The sequence below is a fragment of the Nioella sediminis genome (genome assembly GCF_001879695.1).
GTDB classification, from domain to species: domain Bacteria; phylum Pseudomonadota; class Alphaproteobacteria; order Rhodobacterales; family Rhodobacteraceae; genus Nioella; species Nioella sediminis.
Map to the genome: position 1 here is coordinate 1 of NZ_MNBL01000154.1, position 22157 is coordinate 22157.

Here is a 22157-nt window from a genome sequence, read left to right on the forward strand (position 1 = left end):
CTTGTCTCCCGCCCCGGTCGCGGACACAAGGGTCAGCCTTGGCTGGCATGGCAACGGGCTGTTGTTGGCCCCATCCTGGCGGATGGTGCATCTGCATCGCCTGCCGCTGCCGGGGCTGGAACCCCGTGGCGCGCTGATTGCGGATCTGACCGGGCCATCGGGGCCGCTGCGTGTGGTGGCAACCCATCTTGGCCTGCGCCGCCGTGACCGGCAGCGGCAGATGACGCAGATCATGGCGGCTCTGAACCTCCGCCATCATGGACCAACGGTGCTGCTTGGCGATCTGAACGAATGGGCCACGCAGGAAGGCTTTGCCCCGCTCGACCCGTATTTCACAGTCCACAATCCCGGCCGCAGCTTTCACGCCCGCCGCCCCGTCGCCGCGCTGGACCGGATTGCAACGGGACCGGGGCTTCGTGTTCGGCACATGGGCGTGTGCCGGTCTGGCGAGGCCGGGCGTGCCTCGGACCATCTGCCTATCTGGGCCGATCTTTCGCGGGACGGTTGATCAGGATCAGCCCAAGGCAGACGAGCGTCAGGGACATGATGATGCTTGCCCCAAGTTCCTCTCTCAGCAGCGCCCATCCCAGGATCACCCCCAGAATGGGTGTCAGGAAGCTGAACGAGGCAACGCTGGAGGCCGGATAGATCGACAAAAGCCAGAACCAGAACAGAAACCCCAATGAGGCGATGCAGACGATCTGAAAGATCAGCAGCCCAAGGTGATAGATCTCGAAATCGCGGATGAAGGGCCCGAACCACAGCGACAGGATCAACAGCAGCGGGGCCGAGATCGCCAATTGCCAGAACAGCTGCATTTCGGGCCGGGTCTTGCTGACCGGCGCCCCACGGGCCAGCAGCGCAATCCCCGCCCAACACATTGCGGCCAACAGGGCCAATGCGTCCCCCAAAAGCGACGCCTCGCCGGGGCCACCCCGGTCGAGCACCGCAATGGCCACACCCAGCACCGCCAATCCCTGCCCGGCCAGCTTCATCGGAGACAGGCGTTCGCCCTCCAACAGGAAATGCCCAGCGAAGCCCAGCCAGACCGGCATGGTGTAGAAAAGGATCGAGGTACGCGCCACCGTTGTCAGGTCAAGCGCGAAGAAAATGCAGGAAAACTCGATGGCAAAGAGAACACCCAGCAAGATCCCGGACGGCACGGTGCCGGGTCGGATGCGAAACTCCACCCCGCGCAGACGCATCCACAGCAGCAGGACGCAAAGCGCCCCAAGCGATCGGATCCCGGCCATGAAGACCGGTTGAAACCCGCCATTGCCCAGCTTGATCGCCACCTGATTGACGCCCAGCAGCACCGCGAACCCGGTCAGGGACAGGATCCCGAACATGTCCAGCGAGGTCTTGCGCTCCATGCCTTGTCCTTCACAAGTGAACCATCCGCCCACAAGACCCGACCCATGGTCAGTGTCAAGCGCCGCTTGCCCGTGATATTCAAAGATACCATTCGTACCGTAAGGAAACGTTGCCATGCCGCCCTTGCAGATCAGCCCTCTCGACGTGCTGGCCGGGTCCGTCGGAGCGGAGAGCCACCCGCTGGCCTCTCGCGCAGGCCACGAACCGGAGCTTGAGCCGGATCCATGACAGCCCCCGACCCGATGCTGGCCAGCGCCCTTCTGGTGGTGCTGGAAACCGATGAGAGATTCACCACCCATGAGGATCGCGAGATCCTGCAACTGGCCTGGAATGAGATTCACGACAGGCTTGCGGCAGGGGCCGAGGTGAACGGCGTCCATACCGATGACTACGGTTCGACGGGCAGCCTGCTGGCGCGTGCCATTGGCTGGCGCCGCTATGATATCGCCCAATTGCTGCTGGCCCATGGCGCCGCGCCGACCGATCCGCTGACCGGCCACACCGGTGCCTACGACGCGGCCTTCGATCAACCGGATATGATCCGCTTGCTGATGGAGCATGGCGCAGACGCCACGCGCTTCGACCGCGACGACCTGCCGGCGGCACTTGGCACCGACCGGCTCCCCGAAATGCCGGTGCCCCCCGACATGCCCGACAGGTTTTTCACGGCGCAGCGCGGCATCCGCAATCCGCAACCCTGCGACAACCCCTTCTTCTTGCAGCAGATCAAGACGTTTCACAGCGGATATGAAGGCGCGATGAGGTCGGGCCGCGAGCCGCAAGACCAGCGCGGCATGCACCCGATCTTCAGCTTCGATCGCTTCGGGCGCACCGTCACCTGCCTGCCCGATGGCCGCTTCGTGCTGATCGCGGGTGAACACGAGGATTCCTACGACAGCGATTTCTGCATCTACAACGATGTCTGCGTGATAGATGGTGACGGAAATGTGGACTATTTCCTTTACCCGGTTGAGGATTTCCCCCCGACCGATTTCCACAGCGCGACGCTGCTCGACGATCACATTCTGATCATTGGCTGCCTTGGCTACCGGACGCAGCGGCAGGACGGTGTGACGCCCGTCCTGCGGCTCGACCTTAAAACCTGGCGCGTGACGCCGGTCGAAACTACGGGCGACAATCCCGGCTGGATCCACCGCCACCGGGCGGAACTTGTGGACGGGCAGATCATTGTCTCGGGCGGCTGTACCGAGCCGGGCTTTCGCGCCAATCCAGACCGCTTTGCGCTGACCCTCAAGACAATGCGCTGGCACCGGATTTCCTGACGCAGCACCTTCAAAAAGGCTTTCCGACCCATGCCCGGATCGGATAGACCCCACCCCCAAGACGACCCAGAGGGACCGCCGATGCCTGAGACCATCGAACAGCGCTGCGAGGCCAAGGGCCTGCGCATGACCGGACAAAGGCGGGTGATCGCGCAGGTACTGGAGGAGTCCTCGGACCATCCCGACGTGGAAGAGCTTTATAACCGCGCCAGCGGGCAGGATCCGAATATCTCCATCGCCACGGTCTATCGCACGGTCAAGCTGTTCGAAGAGGCGGGCATTCTGGAGAAACTGGAATTCGGCGACGGCCGCGCCCGCTATGAAGATGCAGAGCGTGATCACCACGACCACCTGATCGACATGCATTCAGGCGAGGTGATCGAGTTCGTCGATCCCGAGATCGAGGCGCTTCAGGAAAAGATCGCGGAAAAGCTCGGCTATCGGCTGAAGGGCCACAAGCTGGAGCTTTACGGCGTGCCGATCCGCCACGGCTGATGTCCAAGACAGTGTCCCGCGCCGCTTAACCCTAATCAGAAACGGCTGCTCGGATTCTCGGGCGCGCCGCTGTCGGGCTGCTGGCATGGACACCAGTTGGACTCGCTGTCATGGCTTTGGAGCTGACGATCCCTCGCATGTTGGCGTCTTTCGGCTGGTGCCCGCTCGGCAGCGGGCGTAACCAGTGAGGGATCACAACGGAACTGCATCCATGCCCCTTGCCTCCGACAATCTGCGCGGCATTGCCCTGATGCTGCTGGCCATGGCCACCTTTGCCCTTGGTGATGTGGGCATCAAACTGCTGTCGGGCGCGGTGCCGCCGGGGCAGATCATGGGCACGATGGGGATTGTGGGAACAATCGTCTTTGCGATCTGGACGCGGGCGCGTGGATTGCCGCTTCTGCCGCGTGCCATCTGGCATCCCGCCATCGCCCTGCGCTTCGTGGCCGAGATCATGGCCGGTGTCGGTATGGTCCTGTCCCTGACGCTCAATCCCCTGTCTCTGGTCACCGCGATCCTGCAAGCCGGGCCGTTGGTGGTGACCATGGGCGCGGCCTATGTCTTTGGCGAGCAGGTCGGCCCGCGCCGCTGGCTGTCGATCTTTGTCGGGCTCAGCGGGGTTCTGATCATCCTGCGCCCCGGATTCGAGGGGTTTTCGCCGCAGGCGCTGTGGATCATCGTGGCGCTTATGGGGCTCTCGATCCGTGATCTGGCGACACGGGCAGCCCCGGCCTCTCTGGACAACCTGCAAGTGGCAACCATCGGTTTTTTCGCCCTTGTCCCCACCGGCGCCTTGCTGATCGCCTTCGGAACCCCGCCGCTCTGGCCCACAATTGGTGACTGGGCCACCCTCGGGCTTGCCATCTTCGCCACCATCGCGGGCTACTACGCCATAACGGCGGCCATGCGGGTCGGTGACATCTCTGCCGTGACCCCGTTTCGCTATTCGCGGCTGGTCTTCGGGCTGGTGCTTGGCCTGATCGTCTTTCACGAACGGCCCGACGCCCTGTCCTATGTCGGGACCGCATTGATCCTTGCGGCGGGGCTCTATGCAGCGTGGCGCGAACGTCTGCGTCCTCGTCCCTAACCCAAGAGATCCGGGCGCAGCACCATCACGGCCCCAAGCGCCAGCAGCACCACGCCGCCGATCAGATGGGACAGTCGCGCATAGCGCCCTGTGGCCACCGCCCGGCGCAGCGTCACCATGGCCACGACAAACAGCACCGTGTCATCGAGCAGAAACACCGAAAGGTAGAGCATCAGGTAGCCGTAGTAGCTTGGCCCCGGCAGGTCATGCATGGCCAGCGCCTGCGTATAGATCGCCGGAATCCCGGCAGAACACACGAGTTCCACCAGGTTCACGCCAACCGCCAGCGCCGCGACGCCGAGCGCGGCGACGACGAGGCTCGGCTGTTCGATCATCGACTGGAAGGCTTCGCTGATTGTCTTGCGCCGGGTCGAGGGCGTGATGCGGCAGACGCCTTCGGGGTTGGTCCAGTATTCACGCAGGTAATACCCGCCCGCCGCAATGGCGAGCACACCGATCGTCACCCGCATCCAGGCCACTGCCCCGATCCAGAGCACCACGTTCAGCCAGGCCGCCATGACGGCGAAATACATCGCCGCCGTGGCCAGCAGGAACACCGCCCCAAGCAGCCACATCCGGCGATGGTCGGCAACCCCCATAAGCAGCCCGATCAGCAGGGCCAGCACCCACATGGCGCAAGGGTTGAACCCGTCCACTCCCGCCAGCACCACGGTCAGCACCGGCAGGGAGAGTACCGAGAGATCCACGTCCCCGACCAGCGGCAGGGTGACGATGCCGGTGATGCCCTCGGGCTGAGTCTCAGATGGGGCCAGTTCGGCCCCAGCCCGGATATCGGCGATCACGTCCACGCAAGGCGCATCGCGGCAAGCGTTGATCATGGTTACGTATTGATCGAGCGTCCGGTTCCCCGCATAGCCGATCTCGTAGCGCCCGCCGATCACCACCAGCGGTACGCCGGGGCTTTCGATGCCAAAATGCTCCACCACCGACAGGAAGAGCGCATCGTTTTCCTCGACACCGCCCACTTCGATCCGGTCGAGTGTCAGCTCCAGGTCTTGATCGGCGATCCGGGTCAGCTCCTGCGTGGCGAGGGCGCAGAACGGGCAGCCCTGCTGCCAGAAAAGATGTACCGTGACCTCCGCCCTGACGGGCAATGCTGCCAGCCACAGGCCAAACACAAGGAAAAGCACCGAAAACCCGCGTCGGCCGATCATCCCAAGACCTCCTGTAGATCCTCCGCTCACGCGGATAATGCCCTGCCGCCTAAGAAATCCCATTGATCCAGATCATCACCGCATGATCCGCACCGCTGGCCGTTTCACCTTGCGCTTCGTCAGCGGATGGTCTTTGCAGGGCCAGCACGCGCGGAGACATCATGAACAACCTGCAAGGCATCTTGCTGATCATCGGGGCGATGGCCGCTTTCACGGCGGAGGACGCGCTGATCAAGCACCTGTCCACTTGGTTCCCTACTGGGCAAATCCTCGTTGCGCTCGGGATCGGGGCGAGCCTCGTGTTTGCGGCGCTCGCCACCGCTCGTCGCCAGTCGCTTTTTGCGCGGGCAGCCTGGCGCGGCCCGGCCATCATCCGTGCCCTGTCCGAAGCCGTGGCCGCAACGGCCTTTATCACCGCACTCGCCCTGATCGACATTTCGACCGTGGCCGCCGTGTTTCAGGCCACGCCGCTGGCGATCACCATGGGGGCGGCCCTGTTTCTGGGCGAACAGGTCGGCTGGCGGAGGTGGAGCGCCATTCTGGTCGGGTTCTGCGGGGTGCTGCTGATCATCCGGCCCGGCCTCGACGGGTTCGAGCCTGCCACGCTCTTCGTTCTGGTCGCGGTGGCCGCCATCGCGGTGCGGGATTTGTCCACCCGTTTCATCGTGCCCGAGGTCAGCTCTCTGGTCGTGTCCTTTCAGGGCTTCGCGTCGGTCATCTTCTCGGGCGTGCTGCTGCTTTGGCTGCAAGGCGACAGGATGGTTGCGCCCGAACCCCGACACTATGCGCTGATCGCGGCGACGCTGGTGTTCTCGGTCGGCGGTTACTACGCCATCGTGCAGGCGATGCGGGTCGCCGATGCCTCGGCCGTGCAGCCCTTTCGCTATACGCGGCTGGTCTTTTCAATCCTGGCGGGGGTTCTGGTTTTCGGCGAAGAGCCCGATGCGCTGACGCTGATCGGTGCAGCCCTGGTCATCGGGACCGGGATCTATACCTTCCTGCGTGAACGGCAAATAGGCAGAGCCGCGCGCATGGCCTGAGCGGCCACGACCGCACCAAAACACAAATTTGTTTACATTTTCACCCGCTTCCAGTCTCATTCTGAAGTGGGGAATTTTTTATGAAGATACTCATAACACAACGCGCCTTGGAACGCTTCGGAGGCTCGGAACTCTTCACGGCAGAGCTTGCCCGGTCTCTTGCCACCCGCGGGCACAAAGTCGCGGTCTATTGTCCGCGTCCGGGCCGCATCGCTAAACTGATCACGCCGAGCGGTATTCCGGTCAAGGACAAGCTTGACGATCTGCCGTGGCGGCCCGACGTCATCCATGGCCAGCATCATCTGCCTGCAATGGCGGCCCTCGCCAAGTTCAGCGGCGTTCCGATGGTCTATTGCTGGCACGGCGCGCGCCCCTGGGTGGAACAGGTTCCACGGCATGATCGCATCCGGGCCTATGTTGTCACCTCGCAGCGACTGGCGCCGCGTCTGGCAAGCGAACGCGACATCCCGCTCGAACGGGTCGTGGTCATTCCCAACTTCGTTGACTGTGAGCGCTTCTCGTTTGTCCGCAAAGTGAGCAGCCGGCCGACGCGGGCCGTGCTTTATGGACAGGGCGGATTCTACCCGGAAGAGTTGAAAACGCTGGAAGATGCCTGCGACGCGAACGGGCTCAGCCTGGCCAAGGTTGGCTATGCGTTCAACAACCCGCGACCGCGGCCAGAATACTTCCTGCCCGACTACGATATCGCGTTTGCCGTCGGGCGGTCGGCGCTTGAGGCAATGGCCGCCGGGTGTGCCGTGATCCCGATCGTCCCTCAGCTGGCCGGTCATCTTATCACCAAGCGCAGCCTGAAAGACTGGGTCGCGGCCAATCTCAGTCCCAGATATTTCACGTCAAGTGACCGGTTCGATCGCGAATGGCTCGCGTCCGAGCTGAAGGCGTGGTCCCGGGAAGACATCACCTCTGTCACAGATCAGGTTCGCAGGGAATTCGATCTGCCACGCGCCATCGACGCATTTCTTCGCACCTATGCCGATGCCGTCGCGCAGGCATCCCCGGCAGATTGCGGCCTTGATCGCTATCTTGAAGGCCTCGCGGTGGATGTCGACGCCATGTGGCATCAGTCGAACGAAGACAGCGCCGAACTGGAACGGTTGCGCGAGGAAAATGCCCGACTGCACCGTGAAGCCACCGCAAATGAACGTCGCGTTCGTGAACTGTTGGAACTCCTCTTGCGCAAAAGCGGGATGACCGAAGGGCTTGCTGAAGATCCGTCACCCGAGAACCTGCGCGAGACCATTCGCAAGTCCGGGCTTTTCGACCCGGATTGGTATGTGATGACCTACCCCGATGTCGGGCAAACCCGGATGGACCCGCTGGACCACTACCTGCGCTATGGTTCGTTTGAGGGCAGAGAACCGGCCCCGGGCATCGATTCCAAGGCCTTTATGGCTGCAAATCCACATCTCAAGGGCCTGGGCATGAGCGTGCTTGAGCATCAGGTCCGACAGCTTTCGCTGCTTATAGGCGGCATTGATCAGCAGCGATAAAACGATGAGCGATCATCCTTTCCCGCCCCGTCCGCCATTGGCCAAGCCCGGCTCTCCTGTCAGATGGTTCGACCCGGAACTGCAGGCCTGGCTGGATGCGCATGTTGCGTATTGGAACTGCTATGAATGCGTGGTGCTGCCCAAGGTGGCGGTAAACGCAATGCGAACGGTGGGAAATTGGCGCCGGGGCCACAATGCCATGTCCGTCACCTTGCCGCCGGGAACGCCCGTGGCCAGTTTCATGCATCGCGATGGTCGCCCGAGCGACCGTTGGGACGGTGGAGAAGGGCTCGGGATAAGTAAAAACAACACAACCCATTCCGGTGTGCTTGCGGGCTATTTGCTCGATGCCCATGGCGCGAAGATAGGTCTGAAGATGTGGGAACTCTATCCCGGCTGCGGAAGGGTCCGCCGCCGGATCATACCACTGGACGACGAGCGCTTTGGCACCAAGAACGCAAGGGCGTTTCATGCCATCCTGGAGCCGGACCTGACCCCGCTCGGCGGGCGCGACAACCCGTATCTGCCGATCTGGCAATTGCTGACGGACAATGACAAGCAGGCCCAAGCCTGCAAAAACCAGACCACCGAAAGCTGATCCAGCAGTGCATCTTCTGTTCACACGGTGTCTCTGAAGTTTTTTTTGCCATGTTGGCGCAAACACTCGGCGCACCCAGCAAAACAAGGACCGTTAGCGCTATCAATGGCGGTTTACTTTCGCCGTGCCCCTGCTATAGGTCAGCGCGACCCCATTCCTGTTCGTTTGAGGATAGATCCCCATGAGCACCATCATCGACATCCACGCCCGCGAAATCCTCGATAGCCGCGGAAACCCGACCGTCGAGGTCGACGTGACCCTGGAAGACGGCACCATGGGCCGCGCCGCTGTGCCCTCGGGCGCCTCGACCGGCGTGCATGAGGCCGTGGAAAAGCGCGATGGCGACAAGTCCCGCTACATGGGCAAGGGCGTACTGGAGGCCGTGGCCGCCGTGAACGGTGAACTGGCAGAAAACCTGTTGGGCTATGACGCCACCGAACAGGCCGCCATCGACGCCGCGATGATCGAAATCGACGGGACCGAGAACAAAGGCCGTCTTGGCGCCAACGCCATTCTGGGCGTCTCGCTGGCCGTTGCCAAGGCCGCCGCCGAGTATACCGGCCAGCCGCTTTTCCGCTATGTTGGCGGCACATCGGCCCGTGTGCTGCCGGTGCCGATGATGAACATCATCAATGGCGGCGAACATGCGGATAACCCGATCGACATCCAGGAATTCATGATCATGCCTGTAAGCGCGGACAATATCCGCGACGCGGTGCGCATGGGATCGGAAGTGTTCCACACCCTGAAGAAAGAGCTGTCCGCGGCGGGGCTGGCAACGGGCGTGGGCGACGAGGGCGGCTTTGCGCCCAACCTGAACTCCACCCGCGATGCGCTTGATTTCATTCTGAAATCTATCGAGAAAGCGGGCTACAAGGCCGGGGACGACATCATGCTGGCGCTGGACTGCGCCGCGACGGAATACTTCAAGGATGGCAAGTACGAGATGGCGGGTGAAGGCATCAGCCTGACCCCTGCGGAAAATGTCGACTACCTCGCAGCGCTCTGTGCCGATTACCCGATCCTCTCCATCGAAGACGGCTGTTCCGAGGATGATTGGGAGGGCTGGAAGCTGCTGACCGACCGGCTTGGTGACAGCGTGCAGCTGGTGGGCGATGACCTTTTCGTCACCAACCCGAAGCGTCTGGCCATGGGCATCGAGCGCGGCTGCGCCAATTCCATGCTGGTGAAGGTCAACCAGATCGGCACCCTGTCCGAAACGCTGAAGGCCGTCGATCTGGCGCATCGCAACCGCATGACCAACGTCATGAGCCACCGCTCGGGCGAGACCGAGGACGCCACCATCGCCGATCTCGCCGTCGCCACCAATTGCGGGCAGATCAAGACCGGCTCGCTGGCGCGGTCTGACCGGCTGGCGAAATACAACCAGCTGATCCGTATCGAGGAAATGCTGGGGGAAACGGCCGAATACGCTGGCCGCTCCATCCTGCGCTAAGCGATGCGGCGGGTTCTTCGCGGCATAGGCTTTCTGATCGCGCTCCTGCTGGTTGCAGTGGGGGCGCTCTATGTCGGGACCATGGGGGAGTACCCCGTGCCCGCCACCGTCACAGATGATCCCGCCCTGCCCCGGATCGAGGTGGGCGGGGTCACGCTCCATTCCGAAAGCTTCGGCGACCCGGCCAATCCGGCGATTGTCGTGCTGCACGGCGGGCCGGGCGCGGATTACCGCTCTCTCCTGCCCTTGCAGGCACTCGCTGACAGCTATCACGTCACCTTCTACGACCAGCGCGGCGCGGGCCTGTCGGAACGGGTGCCCGCCGAGGCGCTGACGCTTCAGACCCATCTTGCAGAGCTTGACGGCGTACTGGACCTTGTCAGCCCCGACGCCCCCGCGATCCTCATTGGCCATAGCTGGGGCGCGATGCTGGCCAGCGCCTTCCTAGGCGCGCATCCTGATCGGGTCGCCGCCGCCGTGCTGATCGAACCGGGCTTCCTGTCGGCAGTAGAAGCCGAAGCCTGGGGCACGCGGTCACAGGAAATCATCCGCCAACCCGTCATGCTGTGGCGCGGGCTGCGCACCGGGTTTGAGTCGGCCCATGTGGACGGGCCGGACGAGGCCGCCGCGCAGGATTACCTAATTGGCCGGATGATGGGCTATTTCGCCTCCGATCCCCTGACCGGCTATGCCTGCCCCGGCGAAAGCTATGACAGCCCGTCCTGGCGCGCGGGCGGGATCGCGGGTCAGGCGGTGTCCAGCCGCGCCGGGCCTGCGGGCTTTGACGCGCTTGGTGGCAATGCGCTCCGCTTTTCCGGGCCGGTCCTGCTGATCGCGGGGGCCTGCTCCACATGGATCGGCGAAGACCACCAGCGCGGGCATCTGCCGCTTTATTCGGACGCACGGCTTGCCGTGATCCCCGATGCTGGCCATGACACGGTCGATGACGCGCCGGGGGCCGTGCTCTCCGAGATCCGCAGCTTCCTCGGCGCCGGAAATTGACGCCACGCCATGTTTGACAGCCCCGCCCCCTGCCCGGTTTGATACGCGGCGGGAGGAGACGGGCCATGCCCCTTCATATCTTGATCATTCTGGTGGTGGGCGGCATCGGCCTGATCGCCCTGCTGACCCATCTTCTGGGCCTGTCGCGCCCGCTGCACCTGACTTCTGACGCCGAGGCCAGAACCGCCTGGCTGCGCATCTGGCCAGAGGATACCGTCACCGCCGCACATCTTGCCCCCGATGGCACCGCCGCCCTCATTGAAACCGACCACGGCCCCGGCATCGTCTTCGCCCTTGGCGCCGATAGCTGCGCGCACCGGCTGGAAGGTGCCGAGATCCGGGAAACCCCCGGCGGCTTGCGCATCCTGTTTCACGATTTCGCCGCCCCGCGCCTCGACGTGGCGCTCGACCCTGCCGCGCGCGCCCGCTGGCAACAGATCCTGTCGGAGAGACCATGACCGACCAACTGACCTATCCCGATGTCGTGCAATACGCCGTCCCCTTCTTCATCGCCGCGATCCTTGTCGAACTCTTGTGGATCACCCTCAGGGGCAAGGGCGGCCGCTATGAAACCCGCGATGCGGTGACCTCGCTGATCATGGGCGCGGGCAACGTGGCCAGCGGCATCGCGCTCGGCTTCATCGCCTGGGGCTTCTTCATGGTGTTGTGGGAGATCACGCCGCTGGACCTGGGCACCGCCTGGTGGGTCGTGGCGCTCTGCTTCGTGCTGGATGACCTGCGCTATTACTGGGTGCACCGGTTCGGGCATCGCATAAGGTGGGTCTGGGCGAGCCATGTGAACCACCATTCCAGCCAGCATTACAACCTGACCACGGCGCTGCGCCAGACCTGGACCTATACCTTCACCTTCATGATGGTCGTCCGCGCGCCGCTGATCCTTCTGGGGTTCCATCCCGCGATGGTGCTGTTCGTCGGTGCCCTGAACCTGATCTACCAGTTCTGGATTCACACCGAGGCGATCGGCAAACTGCCCCGGTGGGTCGAGGCCGTGATGAACACGCCCTCCCACCACCGCGTCCACCATGGCCGCAACGCGCGCTATCTCGATTGCAACTACGCGGGCGTTTTCATCGTCTGGGACCGCATGTTCGGTTCCTTCGTGCCAGAGCTGGAGGAAGAGCGCGTCGATTACGGCCTCGTCCATAACCTCGGCACCTTCAACCCGCTGCGCGTGGCCTTTCACGAATGGGTGGGCATCTTCAAGGACATGACGCAGCGCGGCCTGACCTTGCGCGAGCGGCTCATGTATGCCGTCGCGCCCCCGGGCTGGAGCCATGATGGCAGCCGCCAGACATCGGAAGGGATCAAGGCGAGCCACCTGCAGCGCCACCCCGAGGATCGGGGCACGCCGGGCTTCGACTGAGCCAGCCCGCGTAGGGTGGGCAGTTTGCCCACCTCTACCCCTGCCCCTTGCCTCTTTGCAGCGTTCGAATAGGCTCATCCCAAACCAAGGGGGCCCCATGACCGCAGACGAGATCATTGCCACGCTTTCGCTGGAACCGCACCCAGAGGGCGGGCATTACCGGCAGACCTGGGTGGCGGAAAACGATGGCCGCCCCACCGGCACCTGCATCTATTTCCTGCTGAAAGCGGGCGAGGCCAGCCATTGGCACCGGGTCGATGCCGCCGAGATCTGGCTTTACCATTCGGGCGCGCCTTTGGTCCTGTCGATCAGCGAAACCGATGACGGTCCCGCGAAAGACCATCTTCTGACGCCCGATCTGACCCGAGGCCGCCCGCAGATCCTCGTGCCGCCACATCACTGGCAGGCGGCGCGGACGACGGGCGACTACACGCTGGTCAGTTGCACGGTTTCCCCCGGGTTCCGGTTCGACGGGTTCGAATTGGCCGCCCCCGGTTTCGACATCCCGCGGGGCTGAGATGGATCACAAAGCCGCCCTCGCCGCTCTGCCCGCCGCCCGGAAAGAGGCGTTGCAGGAACGATCCGACCTTCGGGGCCTGCTGCATATTGTCGGGCATGTTGCGGCCTTGGCTGTATGTGCGCTGCCAATCCTCATGGGCTGGCCCGGCTGGTGGCTGGCGCTGCTGCCGCTTGGCATCCTGACAGTGTTTCTCTTCACCCTCAGCCATGAATGCACCCATTACACGCCGTTCAGGACGCGATGGCTGAACGATGCCGTGGGCCATGCCACCAGCCTGCCCCTGATGCTGCCCTTCACATGGTTCCGCTATTTCCACCTTGCCCACCACAAACACACAAACGACCCCGAGCGCGACCCGGAACTGGAGCACGGGCCGAGGCCGGAGACATGGGGGCAATTCCTGATCTACCTCAGCGGATGGGGCTATTGGCGCGGCATGGCGGGGACGCTCTGGCGGAACGCCCTTGGCAGGATCGCCGCGCCCTACCTGCCCGCCCGCCAGCATGGCGCCATGCAGCGTGAGGCGCGGGTACTGCTGGCGATTTACGCACTTGTTGCCCTCAGCCTCCTCTGGTCCTCGCTGGCTTTCTGGCTCTGGATCGTGCCGTCGCTGATCGGCCAACCGTTCCTCAGGCTTTACCTGCTGGCTGAACATGGCCGCTGCCCGCCGGTGGCCAACATGCTGGAAAACTCCCGCACCACCTATGCGGGCTGGCCGGTGCGCTTCATTGCGTGGAACATGCCCTTCCATGCGGAGCATCACAGCTTCCCCAATGTGCCCTTCCACAAACTGCCGGAGTTGAACCGCGATCTGGCACCGCTTCTGCAAAGCACATCGCCCAGCTACCCGGCCTTCGCGAAAGACTACGCGGACGGGCTAAGACGCTGACCGTGGCCTGCTGATCCGCCCGCCCCCCACCTGCGCGGCGACGCCCGTGGTCATCGGTCCCGAGGTCGACATCTTCCGCATCACCCGCACGGCGAGGAAGGCGAAGGCCTGCGCCTCCAGCATGTCGCCATCGAGGCCGACCTCTTCGACCGGCACCACGGGGCAAGTCAGCGCCTCTGCCAGCCCCTGCATCATCGCCACGTTATGCCGCCCGCCGCCGCAGACCAGAACCCGCGCGGGCGGCGTCGGGCACAGCGTGATCCCGTCGGCCACACAGGCCACGGTCACGGCCACGAGGGTCGCGGCGGCATCAGCGTCGCTTAAGCCCGACACGCGGCCAGCCAGATCGGAAAAATCGTTCCGGTCGAGGGACTTCGGCGGCATCCGCGAGAGGAATGGCCGCGCGAGCGCGGCCGCCACCGTCCCGCGATCCGGCGTGCCGGACAGCGCCAGCGCGCCGCCCTCGTCTCGCACCACGCCACGCCGGGCACGCAAGAGGTCGTCCAGAGGCGCATTCCCCGGCCCGGTATCAAAGGCCATAACCGCGCCCTCTTTTTCAGGCCCGTCCAGGCGCGGATCGACCCAGGTCAGGTTGCCCACGCCCCCGAGGTTGAGGAACACCAAGGGCTCCTCCGCCCCGATCCATTGCGCACAGGCGAAGTGGTAATAGGGTGCCAGAGGCGCGCCCTCGCCGCCAAGCTGCACGTCCGACGACCGGAAATCCCAGACCACCGGCAGCCCCAGCACATCGGCCAGAACCTGCCCGTCGCCCGCCTGATGGGTGCCCCGCCCGCGCGGATCATGGGCGAGCGTCTGGCCGTGAAAGCCGATCATCTCGGCACCGGAAAGCCGCGACAGAACGGCGGCATGGGCGGTTTCGACCACCTCCGATGCGGCCTCGACGCCGTCTTCTCCCGGCCAGCGGCCCAAAGCCGCGCGGATCACTTCGCGCTCCTCATCGCGATAGGCCCGATAGCGCGTGTCGCCAAACTCGAAGATGCGCCGCCCGTCGGTTTTCAGCAACGCCGCGTCGACGCCGTCAAGCGACGTGCCCGACATTGCACCCGCAACCCATATCGGCCCTTCCATCATCGCGTCCTTCCCGCTATCACGCCGCCATTCCTATCATTGGACGGACGAGACATGACCTACCACCCCAAATCCGACTTCATGCGCGTGATGATCGAGCGCGGCTTCCTGGCCGACTGCACCGATTATCAGGGCCTTGACGAAGCTCTGATCAAGGGCGTGGTACCGGCCTATATCGGCTTCGACGCAACGGCGAAGTCGCTGCATGTCGGATCTCTCATCCAGATCATGATGCTGCGCTGGCTGCAAAAGACCGGGCACAAGCCCATTACCCTAATGGGCGGCGGCACCACTAAGGTGGGCGACCCCAGCTTCCGGGCCGATGAACGCCCGCTGCTGAGCGCTGAACAGATCGACGACAATATCGCCGGGATCAAGCAGGTCTTCGCGCAATACGTCACTTATGGCGACGGGCCGAGTGATGCGCTGATGCTGAACAATGACGAATGGCTGGCCGATCTGAACTACCTCGACTTCCTGCGCGATATCGGGCGGCATTTCTCCGTCAACCGGATGCTGTCCTTCGAATCCGTGAAATCGCGGATCGACCGCGAGCAGAGCCTCAGCTTTCTCGAATTCAATTACATGATCCTTCAGGCTTATGACTTCCTGGAACTCAACCGCCGCTATGGCTGTCTGTTGCAGATGGGCGGGTCGGATCAGTGGGGTAATATCGTCAACGGCATCGACCTGACGCGCCGGGTGCTGGATCATGAAATCTACGGGCTGACCTCGCCGCTACTGACCACCTCGGACGGCAAGAAGATGGGCAAGACCGCCGATGGCGCGGTGTGGCTGAACGCTGAAATGCGTTCGCCTTACGAGTTCTGGCAGTTCTGGCGCAACACGACCGATGCGGATGTGGGCCGGTTCCTGAAGCTCTATACCGAGCTGCCCGTGGAGGACTGCGACCGCCTTGGCGCGCTGGAAGGCTCCGAGATCAACGAAGCCAAGATCGCGCTGGCCAACGAGGTGACGACGCTGCTGCACGGGGCCGAAGCGGCCCGGGCGGCGGAAGCCACGGCGCGCGAGGTGTTCGAGAAGGGCGGCATGGGCGACGACCTGCCCACCCTGACCCTGACGGCGGCGGATCTGGGCGACGGGTTGCCGGTGGTGCAGCTGATCACCCGCTCGGGCCTGACCAAGTCGGGCAAGGAGGCGCGGCGCCTGATTACCGACAATGGCGCGCGGCTCAATGACCAGCTGATCACCGACACCAGCCTGATCGTCAGCGCATCCGATCTCGGCCAGCCGATCAAGCTGTCAGCGGGCAAGAAGCGTCACGCTCTGGTGGTCCTGAAAGACTGATCGCGAAAGCATTTGCGCCCTCGTAACACCGGCCTTCAGGGCGGTGCTACTGGCGCAAAAGGGCGTTCTGGGCCTGATCTTCTGCGGCCCAGGCCACCAGCGCATCGCGGATCGCCTCCTGTACCCGCGCGCGCCAATCGGCATCCAGAAGATTCGCCAGATCCTCGGGGTCGGAAATGAACCCGAGCTCGACCAGAACCGACGGGATGTCGGCGGCCTTGAGCACCGAAAACCCCGCCTCCAGCCGAGGATGACGGTGCAGGTTCGCGCCCGCCCGGTCCAGCCCGGCAACGATGTGATCGGCCAAAGCCGCAGACCGGGGTGCGGTTTCCAGCCTTGCAAGGTCCAGCAGCACGCCCGCCACCTCGTCATCGCTGCCCGCAAGGTCGACCCCGGCCAGCAGGTCGGCGCGGTCATGGGCCTCTGCCAATGCTTCCGACGCGGCGTCAGAGGCGGTTTCCGACAGGGTGTAAACCGTCGCCCCCCGCGCCCTGCCCTCGGCCAGCGCATCCGCATGGAGCGAGAGAAAGGCCTGTGCCCCGGCGCTGCGGGCAATGGTCACCCGCTCGGGCAGCGAAACGAACCAGTCGCCCTCTCGCGTCAGCACCACGTCAAAAAGACCGGACCGCAGCAGCACTTCGCGCAGTTCTATGGCGAAGATCAGCATCAAATCCGCCTCGTCCTGCCCACGCCGCTGTGCGCCGGGATCGACCCCGCCATGGCCGGGATCGAGCGCGATCATGATCGGCCCGCCCTCGGCCCGGACCGGCAAGGCGCTGTCAGCCACCGGCACCGGGGGCAGACGGACACCGGGCGGGGTGCGGGCGGCAAGCTCGGCAAACGCGGCCTGCGATACCGGCGAAAGTCGCACTTGCACCTGCGCCGTGCCGTCTCTGTCATCGGTCTGCATCCCGGCCCGGACGATTTCCATCGGGCCTTCGAGCGTCAGCACCATGCGCGACCAGCCCGCGTCGCCCCGGCCCATGGCAAGGCCGGTGACTTGGCTGGAGGCGTCAAGTTCGGGGCCAAGAGCGGCCCAGTTGACCTCCCGGAAATCCAGCACGACGCGGGCGGGGTCATCCAGCACGAAAACCCGGTATGGCACCGCCTGGGTCAGCGCAAGGTCAAGCACCACCTCGCGCCCGTCATCTTCCAGACGGCTGCCTTCGGCAAGAACCCGCGCAAGCGCCCGCAGATCCTGCGCCGCAGCGGGCAGGGGAACCATTAAAAACGACATTAATACAAGGACTAAGCGGATCATCTGCGGCCTGCTGAAGGATGCTGTTCAGGGCAGGATAACAGGTCCCTGCGCCTGCCCCAAGCCACGCAAGACCGCAAGTTTCATGAAATCGCGCGGGACCTGCCATATTCTTCCCGCAAAGCGGCGGCAGGCTTGTCTCACCCTGAACCCAGCACTGTCGAGAACCTCATGAAACCGACACTTCTGCACCATGCCGCCTACCGGATCTACCGGCTGCGCCGTCTGATTTCCCTGTCAGTTCTGGTGGTTGTGGCGGGGGCCTGCCTGTCTTTGGTGGTCTCTCCGGCGGACAACCTGTTCCGGGATCCGCTGAACCTGTTCCTGCTGATGCTGGTCTGGGGGGGAATCGTGTCCAGCGCGGCGGTGGCCTTTCCCGGTGGATGGATCGACACGCTGACCGCCTCGATTGCATTCGCATTGCTGCTGTTGGCAACGCCTTATCTGCAACTTGCCGTAACGGGCGCGTCCGTCGTCGCAGGCGGGATCAGCGACCACATGGCGATCCTGCTGATGTCGCTGGCATGGTTCATGGTCTGGCTGCTGGTGATGGCCGTGCTCGTCTATGCGGGCCAGAACCTGCCAATGGGCAAGCGCACCCATCACACGCGCGTGTTCTGCCCCGCCTCGCCGGACCGGGTGCGCCGGGCACTGTGCCCGCTTCCAGGCACCTCGGTTGCCGGTCGGGTCTGCGGACCCGAAGAGGCGGACGGGTTCTTCCCGGTTCGCTACGAGGCAGATGCCCCCAGTGGCGAAAGCTTTGCCATCGCGCGGCAGGCCCACAGCTATCGCTATCGCATCCTGCATGAAGATCGCCTGACCCGGCAGTCGGAGGCCGTCGTTCGGCTGGAAGGCCGCAAGAGCCGGTCGGAAATCTTCGAAAGGCTCGAACCGGTTGAGGGCGGAACGCTATACACCCTTGTCGAGATGCACGACCATTTCAACCTGCTGACCGCGATCGGCTTCTGGATCAACGATTTCGGCGCCGATCATGCGCTGGCCTATCTGGATGCCGCAGAGGGGGTTCCCTCGTTGGCCATCTACAATCAGCGCCAGCGCAGCCCCCTGTCGATCCTGTCACGCCTGTTCAAGACGACCGGGACGCCATGAAGCCCTGAAGCCGACTGATGCCTTCTTCGATATCCGCTGTCGACCGGGCATAGGAAAAGCGCAGGGTCGTCGCGCCGCGCACCGGGTCGAAATCCAGCCCCGGTGTGACAGCCACCCCCGCCTCGCGCAGGATCTCGGCACAGAAGGCCAGCGAGTCATCCGTATGTTCTGACACATCCGCATAGACGTAGAACGCCCCGTCAGCGGGCGCGACCTTGTCGAAGCCCGCTTTCGCCAGCCCCTTCAGCATCAGCCGCCGATTGACCGTGTAGACGTCGCGATGCGCGTCGAGCTCCGCCCGGCCCTCGGGCGACAGCGCGCCAAGCGCGGCGACCTGCGCCGCATGGGGCGGGCAGATGAACATGTTCTGCGCCAGCCGTTCGACGATGCGCACGTGATCCTCGGGCACCACCAGCCAGCCAAGCCGCCAGCCGGTCATCGAGAAATACTTGGAAAAGGAATTGACCACATAGAGGTCATCGGAACATTCCAGCGCACTGACCGCCCGGCCCTCGTATTGCAGCCCGTGGTAGATCTCGTCGGAAATCAGCGCCATGCCGCGATCCGCGCAAGCCCCGACCAGCGCACCGAGCGCGGGTTTGTCCAGCATCGTGCCCGAGGGATTGGCGGGCGAGGCCACGATCAGTCCGGCCATGTCATCGGTCAGATCGCCCGGCACCGGCTGATAGCGGTTCTCGGGCGTGGTCTGGAACCCGACCGGCTCCAGGCTCAGCGCCTTGAGGATCTGGCGGTAGCTGGGGTAGCCCGGCTCGCCAAGGCCCACTTTCTCGCCCGCATCGAAAAGCGCCGTGAAGGCAAGGATGAACGCCCCCGAGGCGCCCGCCGTCAGCACCACGCGCGCCGGGTCCAGCTCGACGCCATACCACTCGTCATAGAGTGCGGCGATTCCCGCGCGCAGGTCGGGCCGCCCAAGCGCCACCGTGTAGCCGAGCGGCCCCGCCTCCATCTCGGCGGAAAGACGCGCACGGGCAGCAGCAGGCGCGCCCGACCCCGGCTGGCCCACTTCCATATGGATAACATGGCGCCCGGCCTCTTCCGCCGCGCGCGCCTGTTCCATCACATCCATCACGATAAAGGGATCAACGCCCGAGCGCCTTGAATATCGCATTGACCTCTCCTTAAGCTGTGCCCGGTTGAAGCAGTCAAAGACAGGAAGGTCAATGTCACTTCTCGCCCGCCTGACGGCGCTTGTCCTGCTCCTGTCCTCATTTGCGGCGCAGGCGCAGACAATCATTCGCGACGCCGAGATCGAACGCGGTTTGCAGGCGCTGGCCGCCCCGATCCTGCGGGCAGCGGGCCTGCCCAGTTCGGTGCGGATCATCGTGGTCGATGACAGTTCCCTGAATGCCTTCGTCGTGGATACCAATCACATCTTCATCCACTCGGGCCTTCTGATGCGGCTGGAAGAGCCCGCCCAGGTGCAAGCGGTCATTGCCCATGAAGCCGCCCATATCGCTGGCGGCCATTTCACCCGCCGCGCTGCAAATGTGGGTCATGCCAACACGGTGGCACGGATCGGGCTGCTGCTTGGGGTCGCGGCGGGCGTTGCGTCGGGGGATTCCTCTGCCGGGTTCGGGGTTCTGGCTGGTACGGCCTCCTCTGCTCAACGGGTGCTGTTCGCCCATACCCGCGCCGAGGAGGCCAGCGCCGACACGGCGGGAATCCGATACATGATCTCGGCCGGGGTCGATGCCACGGCGATGCTCGACGTTCTGGACATCTTTCGCGGACAGGAGGCGCTGTCGGTCGGTCGCCAGGACCCCTACCTGCTGACCCACCCGCTGACGCGGGAACGCCTGCGTTCCGTCAGGGCGCTTGTGGCCGGGCTGGACGCCGTCGACCCCGACAACAGCACCCTTTATTGGTATCAACGGCTGCAGGGCAAGCTGACCGCCTTCCTGCGCGCGCCAAGCTGGACCCTGCGACGAGTGGGGCGCAATGACAATTCCGAGATCGCCCGCCTGCGCCGGGCCATCGCCTATCACCGCCAGCCCGATACCGACCGGGCGATGGCCGAGGTGGATGCGCTGGTCGCCATGCGCCCCGATGACGCCTATTACCACGAGCTTCGGGGCCAGATCCTGTATGAATCGCGGCTCTATACCCATGCGGTCAGCGCCTATGCCCGCGCCGTGGAACTGGCCCCGCGCGAACCGCTGATCCTTGCCGGATATGGCCGGGCGCTGCTGGCCGCCGATACCGCATCGGGCAACCGTCAGGCGCTGGAGGTGCTGAACCGCGCCCGCGCCCGCGACCCGTTCAACCCGCGCCTGCTGCGCGACCTTGGCCTTGCCCATGCCCGTCTTGGCCAGAACGGCATGGCCTCGGTCGCCACTGCCGAACGCTATGCCCTTCAGGGGCGTTTCGAAGATGCCCAGATCCACGCCAACCGCGCCTCGGGCCTTCTGCCGCAGGGCAGCCCGGGGTTTCTGCGCGCGCAGGATGTGCTAGGTGTTGCCCAAACCGTCTTGAACCGGAGATAGACATGAAGAGATTTGCCCCCGCCGCGCTTGCCTTTGCAGCGGCGCTCACCGCCGCACCGCTGGCCGCTGACGGGATCGCCGACATGAGCGATGCCGAACGCGCCACCTTCCGCGCCGAGATCCGCGATTACCTGTTGGAACACCCCGAGGTGCTGCTGGAAGCCATCGCCGTTCTGGAAGAACGCCAGGCGCAGGCCGAAACCGTTCAGGATCAGGCCATGGTGCTGGCCAATGCCGAGGCGCTGTTCAACAGCCAGTTCGACTGGGAAGGCGGCAACCCCGATGGCGATATCGTGCTGGTCGAGTTCATGGACTACCGCTGTGGCTATTGCCGCCGGGCGCAGCCCGATGTGGAGCGGCTGATCTCCTCGGATGGCAATATCCGCTACATCGTCAAAGAATTCCCCATTCTCGGAGACGAATCCGTGATGGCCTCGCGCTTCGCCATCTCGACCCGCCAGAATATCGGCGACGATGCCTATGAACTGGTGCATGTGGCGCTGATGCAGATGCGCGGGGACGTCACCGAAGACAGCCTGCACCGTCTGGCCGAAGGGCTGGACCTCGACGCCGACGTGATCCTTGCAGGCATGAACGCGCCCGAAGTGGATCAGGTGATCGCCGCGAACCATGCGCTGGCCGGGGTTCTTCAGATATCGGGCACGCCCACCTTCGTGATGAATGACCAACTGCTGCGCGGCTACCTGCCCTATGAGGGCATGGCGGCACTGGCGGCCGAAATCCGGTCCCAGACCAACTAAGCTCTTCGCAGCTGGACCAAAAAAGCCCCGGATCACCTCCGGGGCTTTTTCTTTTGATATCAGACAGCAGGGCTTAGCCCATCGACCACCAGCCACGTTTCTTCGGGCGATCGTCGGCGGGCGCTTCCTCTGCCACGGCGACAGCCGGTTCCGGCTCAGGCGTGGGCGCTTCTCCAGTCTCTTCCTCTGGCGCGGGCTCAGGTTCAGAGCCACCCTCTGCGGCAGGCTCTTCCACTACGGGCGCTTCTGGTTCCGCCTCAACCACCGGTTCCTCGGCCGGGGCGCTCTCTGCCACCGGTTCCTCGGCCGGGGC

23 protein-coding genes are annotated in these 22157 nt (G+C 64.2%); 17 read left to right on the forward strand and 6 right to left on the reverse strand.

What is annotated here, in order from left to right; translation table 11 throughout:
- Window positions 1-508 (forward strand): endonuclease/exonuclease/phosphatase family protein (locus BKY26_RS20320; RefSeq protein WP_071691595.1); only part of this gene is annotated, 508 nt, incomplete at its 5' end.
- Here the strand turns inward: BKY26_RS20320 and BKY26_RS17145 are convergent.
- Window positions 477-1373 (reverse strand): DMT family transporter, encoded by an 897-nt coding sequence (locus tag BKY26_RS17145; RefSeq protein WP_071691596.1) that lies wholly within the window; start codon window positions 1371-1373, stop codon window positions 477-479. The two genes, BKY26_RS20320 and BKY26_RS17145, sit on opposite strands and share 32 nt — an antisense overlap.
- A 225-nt stretch (window positions 1374-1598) precedes the next feature.
- On the opposite strand from BKY26_RS17145, the gene BKY26_RS17150 reads away from it, so the two are divergent.
- The 3 genes from BKY26_RS17150 (at window position 1599) to BKY26_RS17160 (ending at window position 4239) form a co-directional block, all read left to right on the forward strand.
- A complete protein-coding gene (locus BKY26_RS17150) occupies window positions 1599-2657 on the forward strand; it encodes an ankyrin repeat domain-containing protein (RefSeq protein WP_071691597.1) in 1059 nt (352 codons plus the stop codon).
- A gap of 81 nt (window positions 2658-2738) precedes the next feature.
- Window positions 2739-3152, forward strand: a complete 414-nt coding sequence (locus BKY26_RS17155) for a Fur family transcriptional regulator (protein WP_071691598.1) — start codon at window positions 2739-2741, stop codon at window positions 3150-3152.
- A gap of 211 nt (window positions 3153-3363) precedes the next feature.
- Window positions 3364-4239 carry a DMT family transporter gene (locus BKY26_RS17160; RefSeq protein WP_071691599.1) on the forward strand — a complete coding sequence of 292 codons (876 nt, stop codon included), beginning with the start codon at window positions 3364-3366 and terminating at the stop codon, window positions 4237-4239.
- Here BKY26_RS17160 and BKY26_RS17165 read toward each other — a convergent pair.
- Window positions 4236-5414: a hypothetical protein gene (locus tag BKY26_RS17165; RefSeq protein ID WP_071691600.1), complete on the reverse strand. Its 1179-nt coding sequence runs from the start codon at window positions 5412-5414 to the stop codon at window positions 4236-4238. The two genes, BKY26_RS17160 and BKY26_RS17165, sit on opposite strands and share 4 nt — an antisense overlap.
- A 161-nt stretch (window positions 5415-5575) precedes the next feature.
- Here BKY26_RS17165 and BKY26_RS17170 point away from each other — a divergent pair, with 161 nt between their 5' ends.
- From BKY26_RS17170 to BKY26_RS17210, 9 genes are all read left to right on the forward strand, one after another.
- Complete coding sequence (locus BKY26_RS17170) at window positions 5576-6454, forward strand: DMT family transporter (RefSeq protein ID WP_071691601.1); 879 nt, start codon at window positions 5576-5578, stop codon at window positions 6452-6454.
- A 107-nt stretch (window positions 6455-6561) separates the two neighbouring features.
- On the forward strand, window positions 6562-7965 hold the full coding sequence (locus BKY26_RS17175) for a glycosyltransferase family 4 protein (RefSeq protein ID WP_071691602.1): 1404 nt from the start codon (window positions 6562-6564) through the stop codon (window positions 7963-7965).
- A gap of 4 nt (window positions 7966-7969) precedes the next feature.
- On the forward strand, window positions 7970-8563 hold the full coding sequence (locus BKY26_RS17180) for a hypothetical protein (RefSeq protein WP_131541926.1): 594 nt from the start codon (window positions 7970-7972) through the stop codon (window positions 8561-8563).
- Window positions 8564-8744: 181 nt separating this feature from the next.
- Entirely contained in the window at window positions 8745-10019 is a 1275-nt protein-coding gene (eno, locus tag BKY26_RS17185) for a phosphopyruvate hydratase (RefSeq protein ID WP_071691604.1), read from the forward strand.
- A 3-nt stretch (window positions 10020-10022) separates the two neighbouring features.
- Window positions 10023-11021 carry an alpha/beta fold hydrolase gene (locus tag BKY26_RS17190; protein WP_071691605.1) on the forward strand — a complete coding sequence of 333 codons (999 nt, stop codon included), beginning with the start codon at window positions 10023-10025 and terminating at the stop codon, window positions 11019-11021.
- Between the two features lie 65 nt (window positions 11022-11086).
- Window positions 11087-11479 (forward strand): hypothetical protein, encoded by a 393-nt coding sequence (locus BKY26_RS17195; RefSeq protein ID WP_071691606.1) that lies wholly within the window; start codon window positions 11087-11089, stop codon window positions 11477-11479.
- The gene (locus BKY26_RS17200; RefSeq protein WP_071691607.1) at window positions 11476-12405 is read left to right on the forward strand and encodes a sterol desaturase family protein; all 930 of its coding nucleotides are present in this window, start codon (window positions 11476-11478) and stop codon (window positions 12403-12405) included. Before BKY26_RS17195 ends, BKY26_RS17200 begins: the two co-directional genes overlap by 4 nt.
- A 97-nt stretch (window positions 12406-12502) precedes the next feature.
- Window positions 12503-12922 carry a cupin domain-containing protein gene (locus tag BKY26_RS17205; protein ID WP_071691608.1) on the forward strand — a complete coding sequence of 140 codons (420 nt, stop codon included), beginning with the start codon at window positions 12503-12505 and terminating at the stop codon, window positions 12920-12922.
- A 1-nt stretch (window position 12923) separates the two neighbouring features.
- Window positions 12924-13814 carry a fatty acid desaturase gene (locus tag BKY26_RS17210; protein WP_071691609.1) on the forward strand — a complete coding sequence of 297 codons (891 nt, stop codon included), beginning with the start codon at window positions 12924-12926 and terminating at the stop codon, window positions 13812-13814.
- Here BKY26_RS17210 and BKY26_RS17215 read toward each other — a convergent pair.
- The gene (locus BKY26_RS17215) at window positions 13803-14903 is read right to left on the reverse strand and encodes an anhydro-N-acetylmuramic acid kinase (RefSeq protein ID WP_083431498.1); all 1101 of its coding nucleotides are present in this window, start codon (window positions 14901-14903) and stop codon (window positions 13803-13805) included. The two genes, BKY26_RS17210 and BKY26_RS17215, sit on opposite strands and share 12 nt — an antisense overlap.
- 54 nt (window positions 14904-14957) lie before the next feature.
- Here BKY26_RS17215 and tyrS point away from each other — a divergent pair, with 54 nt between their 5' ends.
- Complete coding sequence (gene tyrS, locus BKY26_RS17220) at window positions 14958-16211, forward strand: tyrosine--tRNA ligase (protein ID WP_071691611.1); 1254 nt, start codon at window positions 14958-14960, stop codon at window positions 16209-16211.
- Window positions 16212-16257: 46 nt separating this feature from the next.
- Here the strand turns inward: tyrS and BKY26_RS17225 are convergent, their stop codons facing one another.
- Window positions 16258-17436, reverse strand: a complete 1179-nt coding sequence (locus BKY26_RS17225; RefSeq protein ID WP_227435082.1) for an N-acetylmuramoyl-L-alanine amidase — start codon at window positions 17434-17436, stop codon at window positions 16258-16260.
- A 204-nt stretch (window positions 17437-17640) separates the two neighbouring features.
- Between BKY26_RS17225 and BKY26_RS17230 the strand changes: the two genes are divergently transcribed.
- Complete coding sequence (locus BKY26_RS17230) at window positions 17641-18579, forward strand: hypothetical protein (protein ID WP_071691613.1); 939 nt, start codon at window positions 17641-17643, stop codon at window positions 18577-18579.
- Here BKY26_RS17230 and BKY26_RS17235 read toward each other — a convergent pair.
- A complete protein-coding gene (locus BKY26_RS17235) occupies window positions 18557-19708 on the reverse strand; it encodes a pyridoxal phosphate-dependent aminotransferase (RefSeq protein WP_071691614.1) in 1152 nt (383 codons plus the stop codon). The genes BKY26_RS17230 and BKY26_RS17235 overlap by 23 nt on opposite strands.
- A gap of 52 nt (window positions 19709-19760) precedes the next feature.
- Between BKY26_RS17235 and BKY26_RS17240 the strand changes: the two genes are divergently transcribed.
- Window positions 19761-21083: a M48 family metalloprotease gene (locus tag BKY26_RS17240; RefSeq protein WP_071691615.1), complete on the forward strand. Its 1323-nt coding sequence runs from the start codon at window positions 19761-19763 to the stop codon at window positions 21081-21083.
- A 2-nt stretch (window positions 21084-21085) separates the two neighbouring features.
- Entirely contained in the window at window positions 21086-21844 is a 759-nt protein-coding gene (locus BKY26_RS17245; protein ID WP_071691616.1) for a DsbA family protein, read from the forward strand.
- Window positions 21845-21917: 73 nt separating this feature from the next.
- On the opposite strand, the gene BKY26_RS17250 is transcribed toward BKY26_RS17245, so the two are convergent.
- On the reverse strand, window positions 21918-22157 hold a 240-nt coding region (locus BKY26_RS17250; RefSeq protein WP_211268010.1), incomplete at its 5' end, for a hypothetical protein.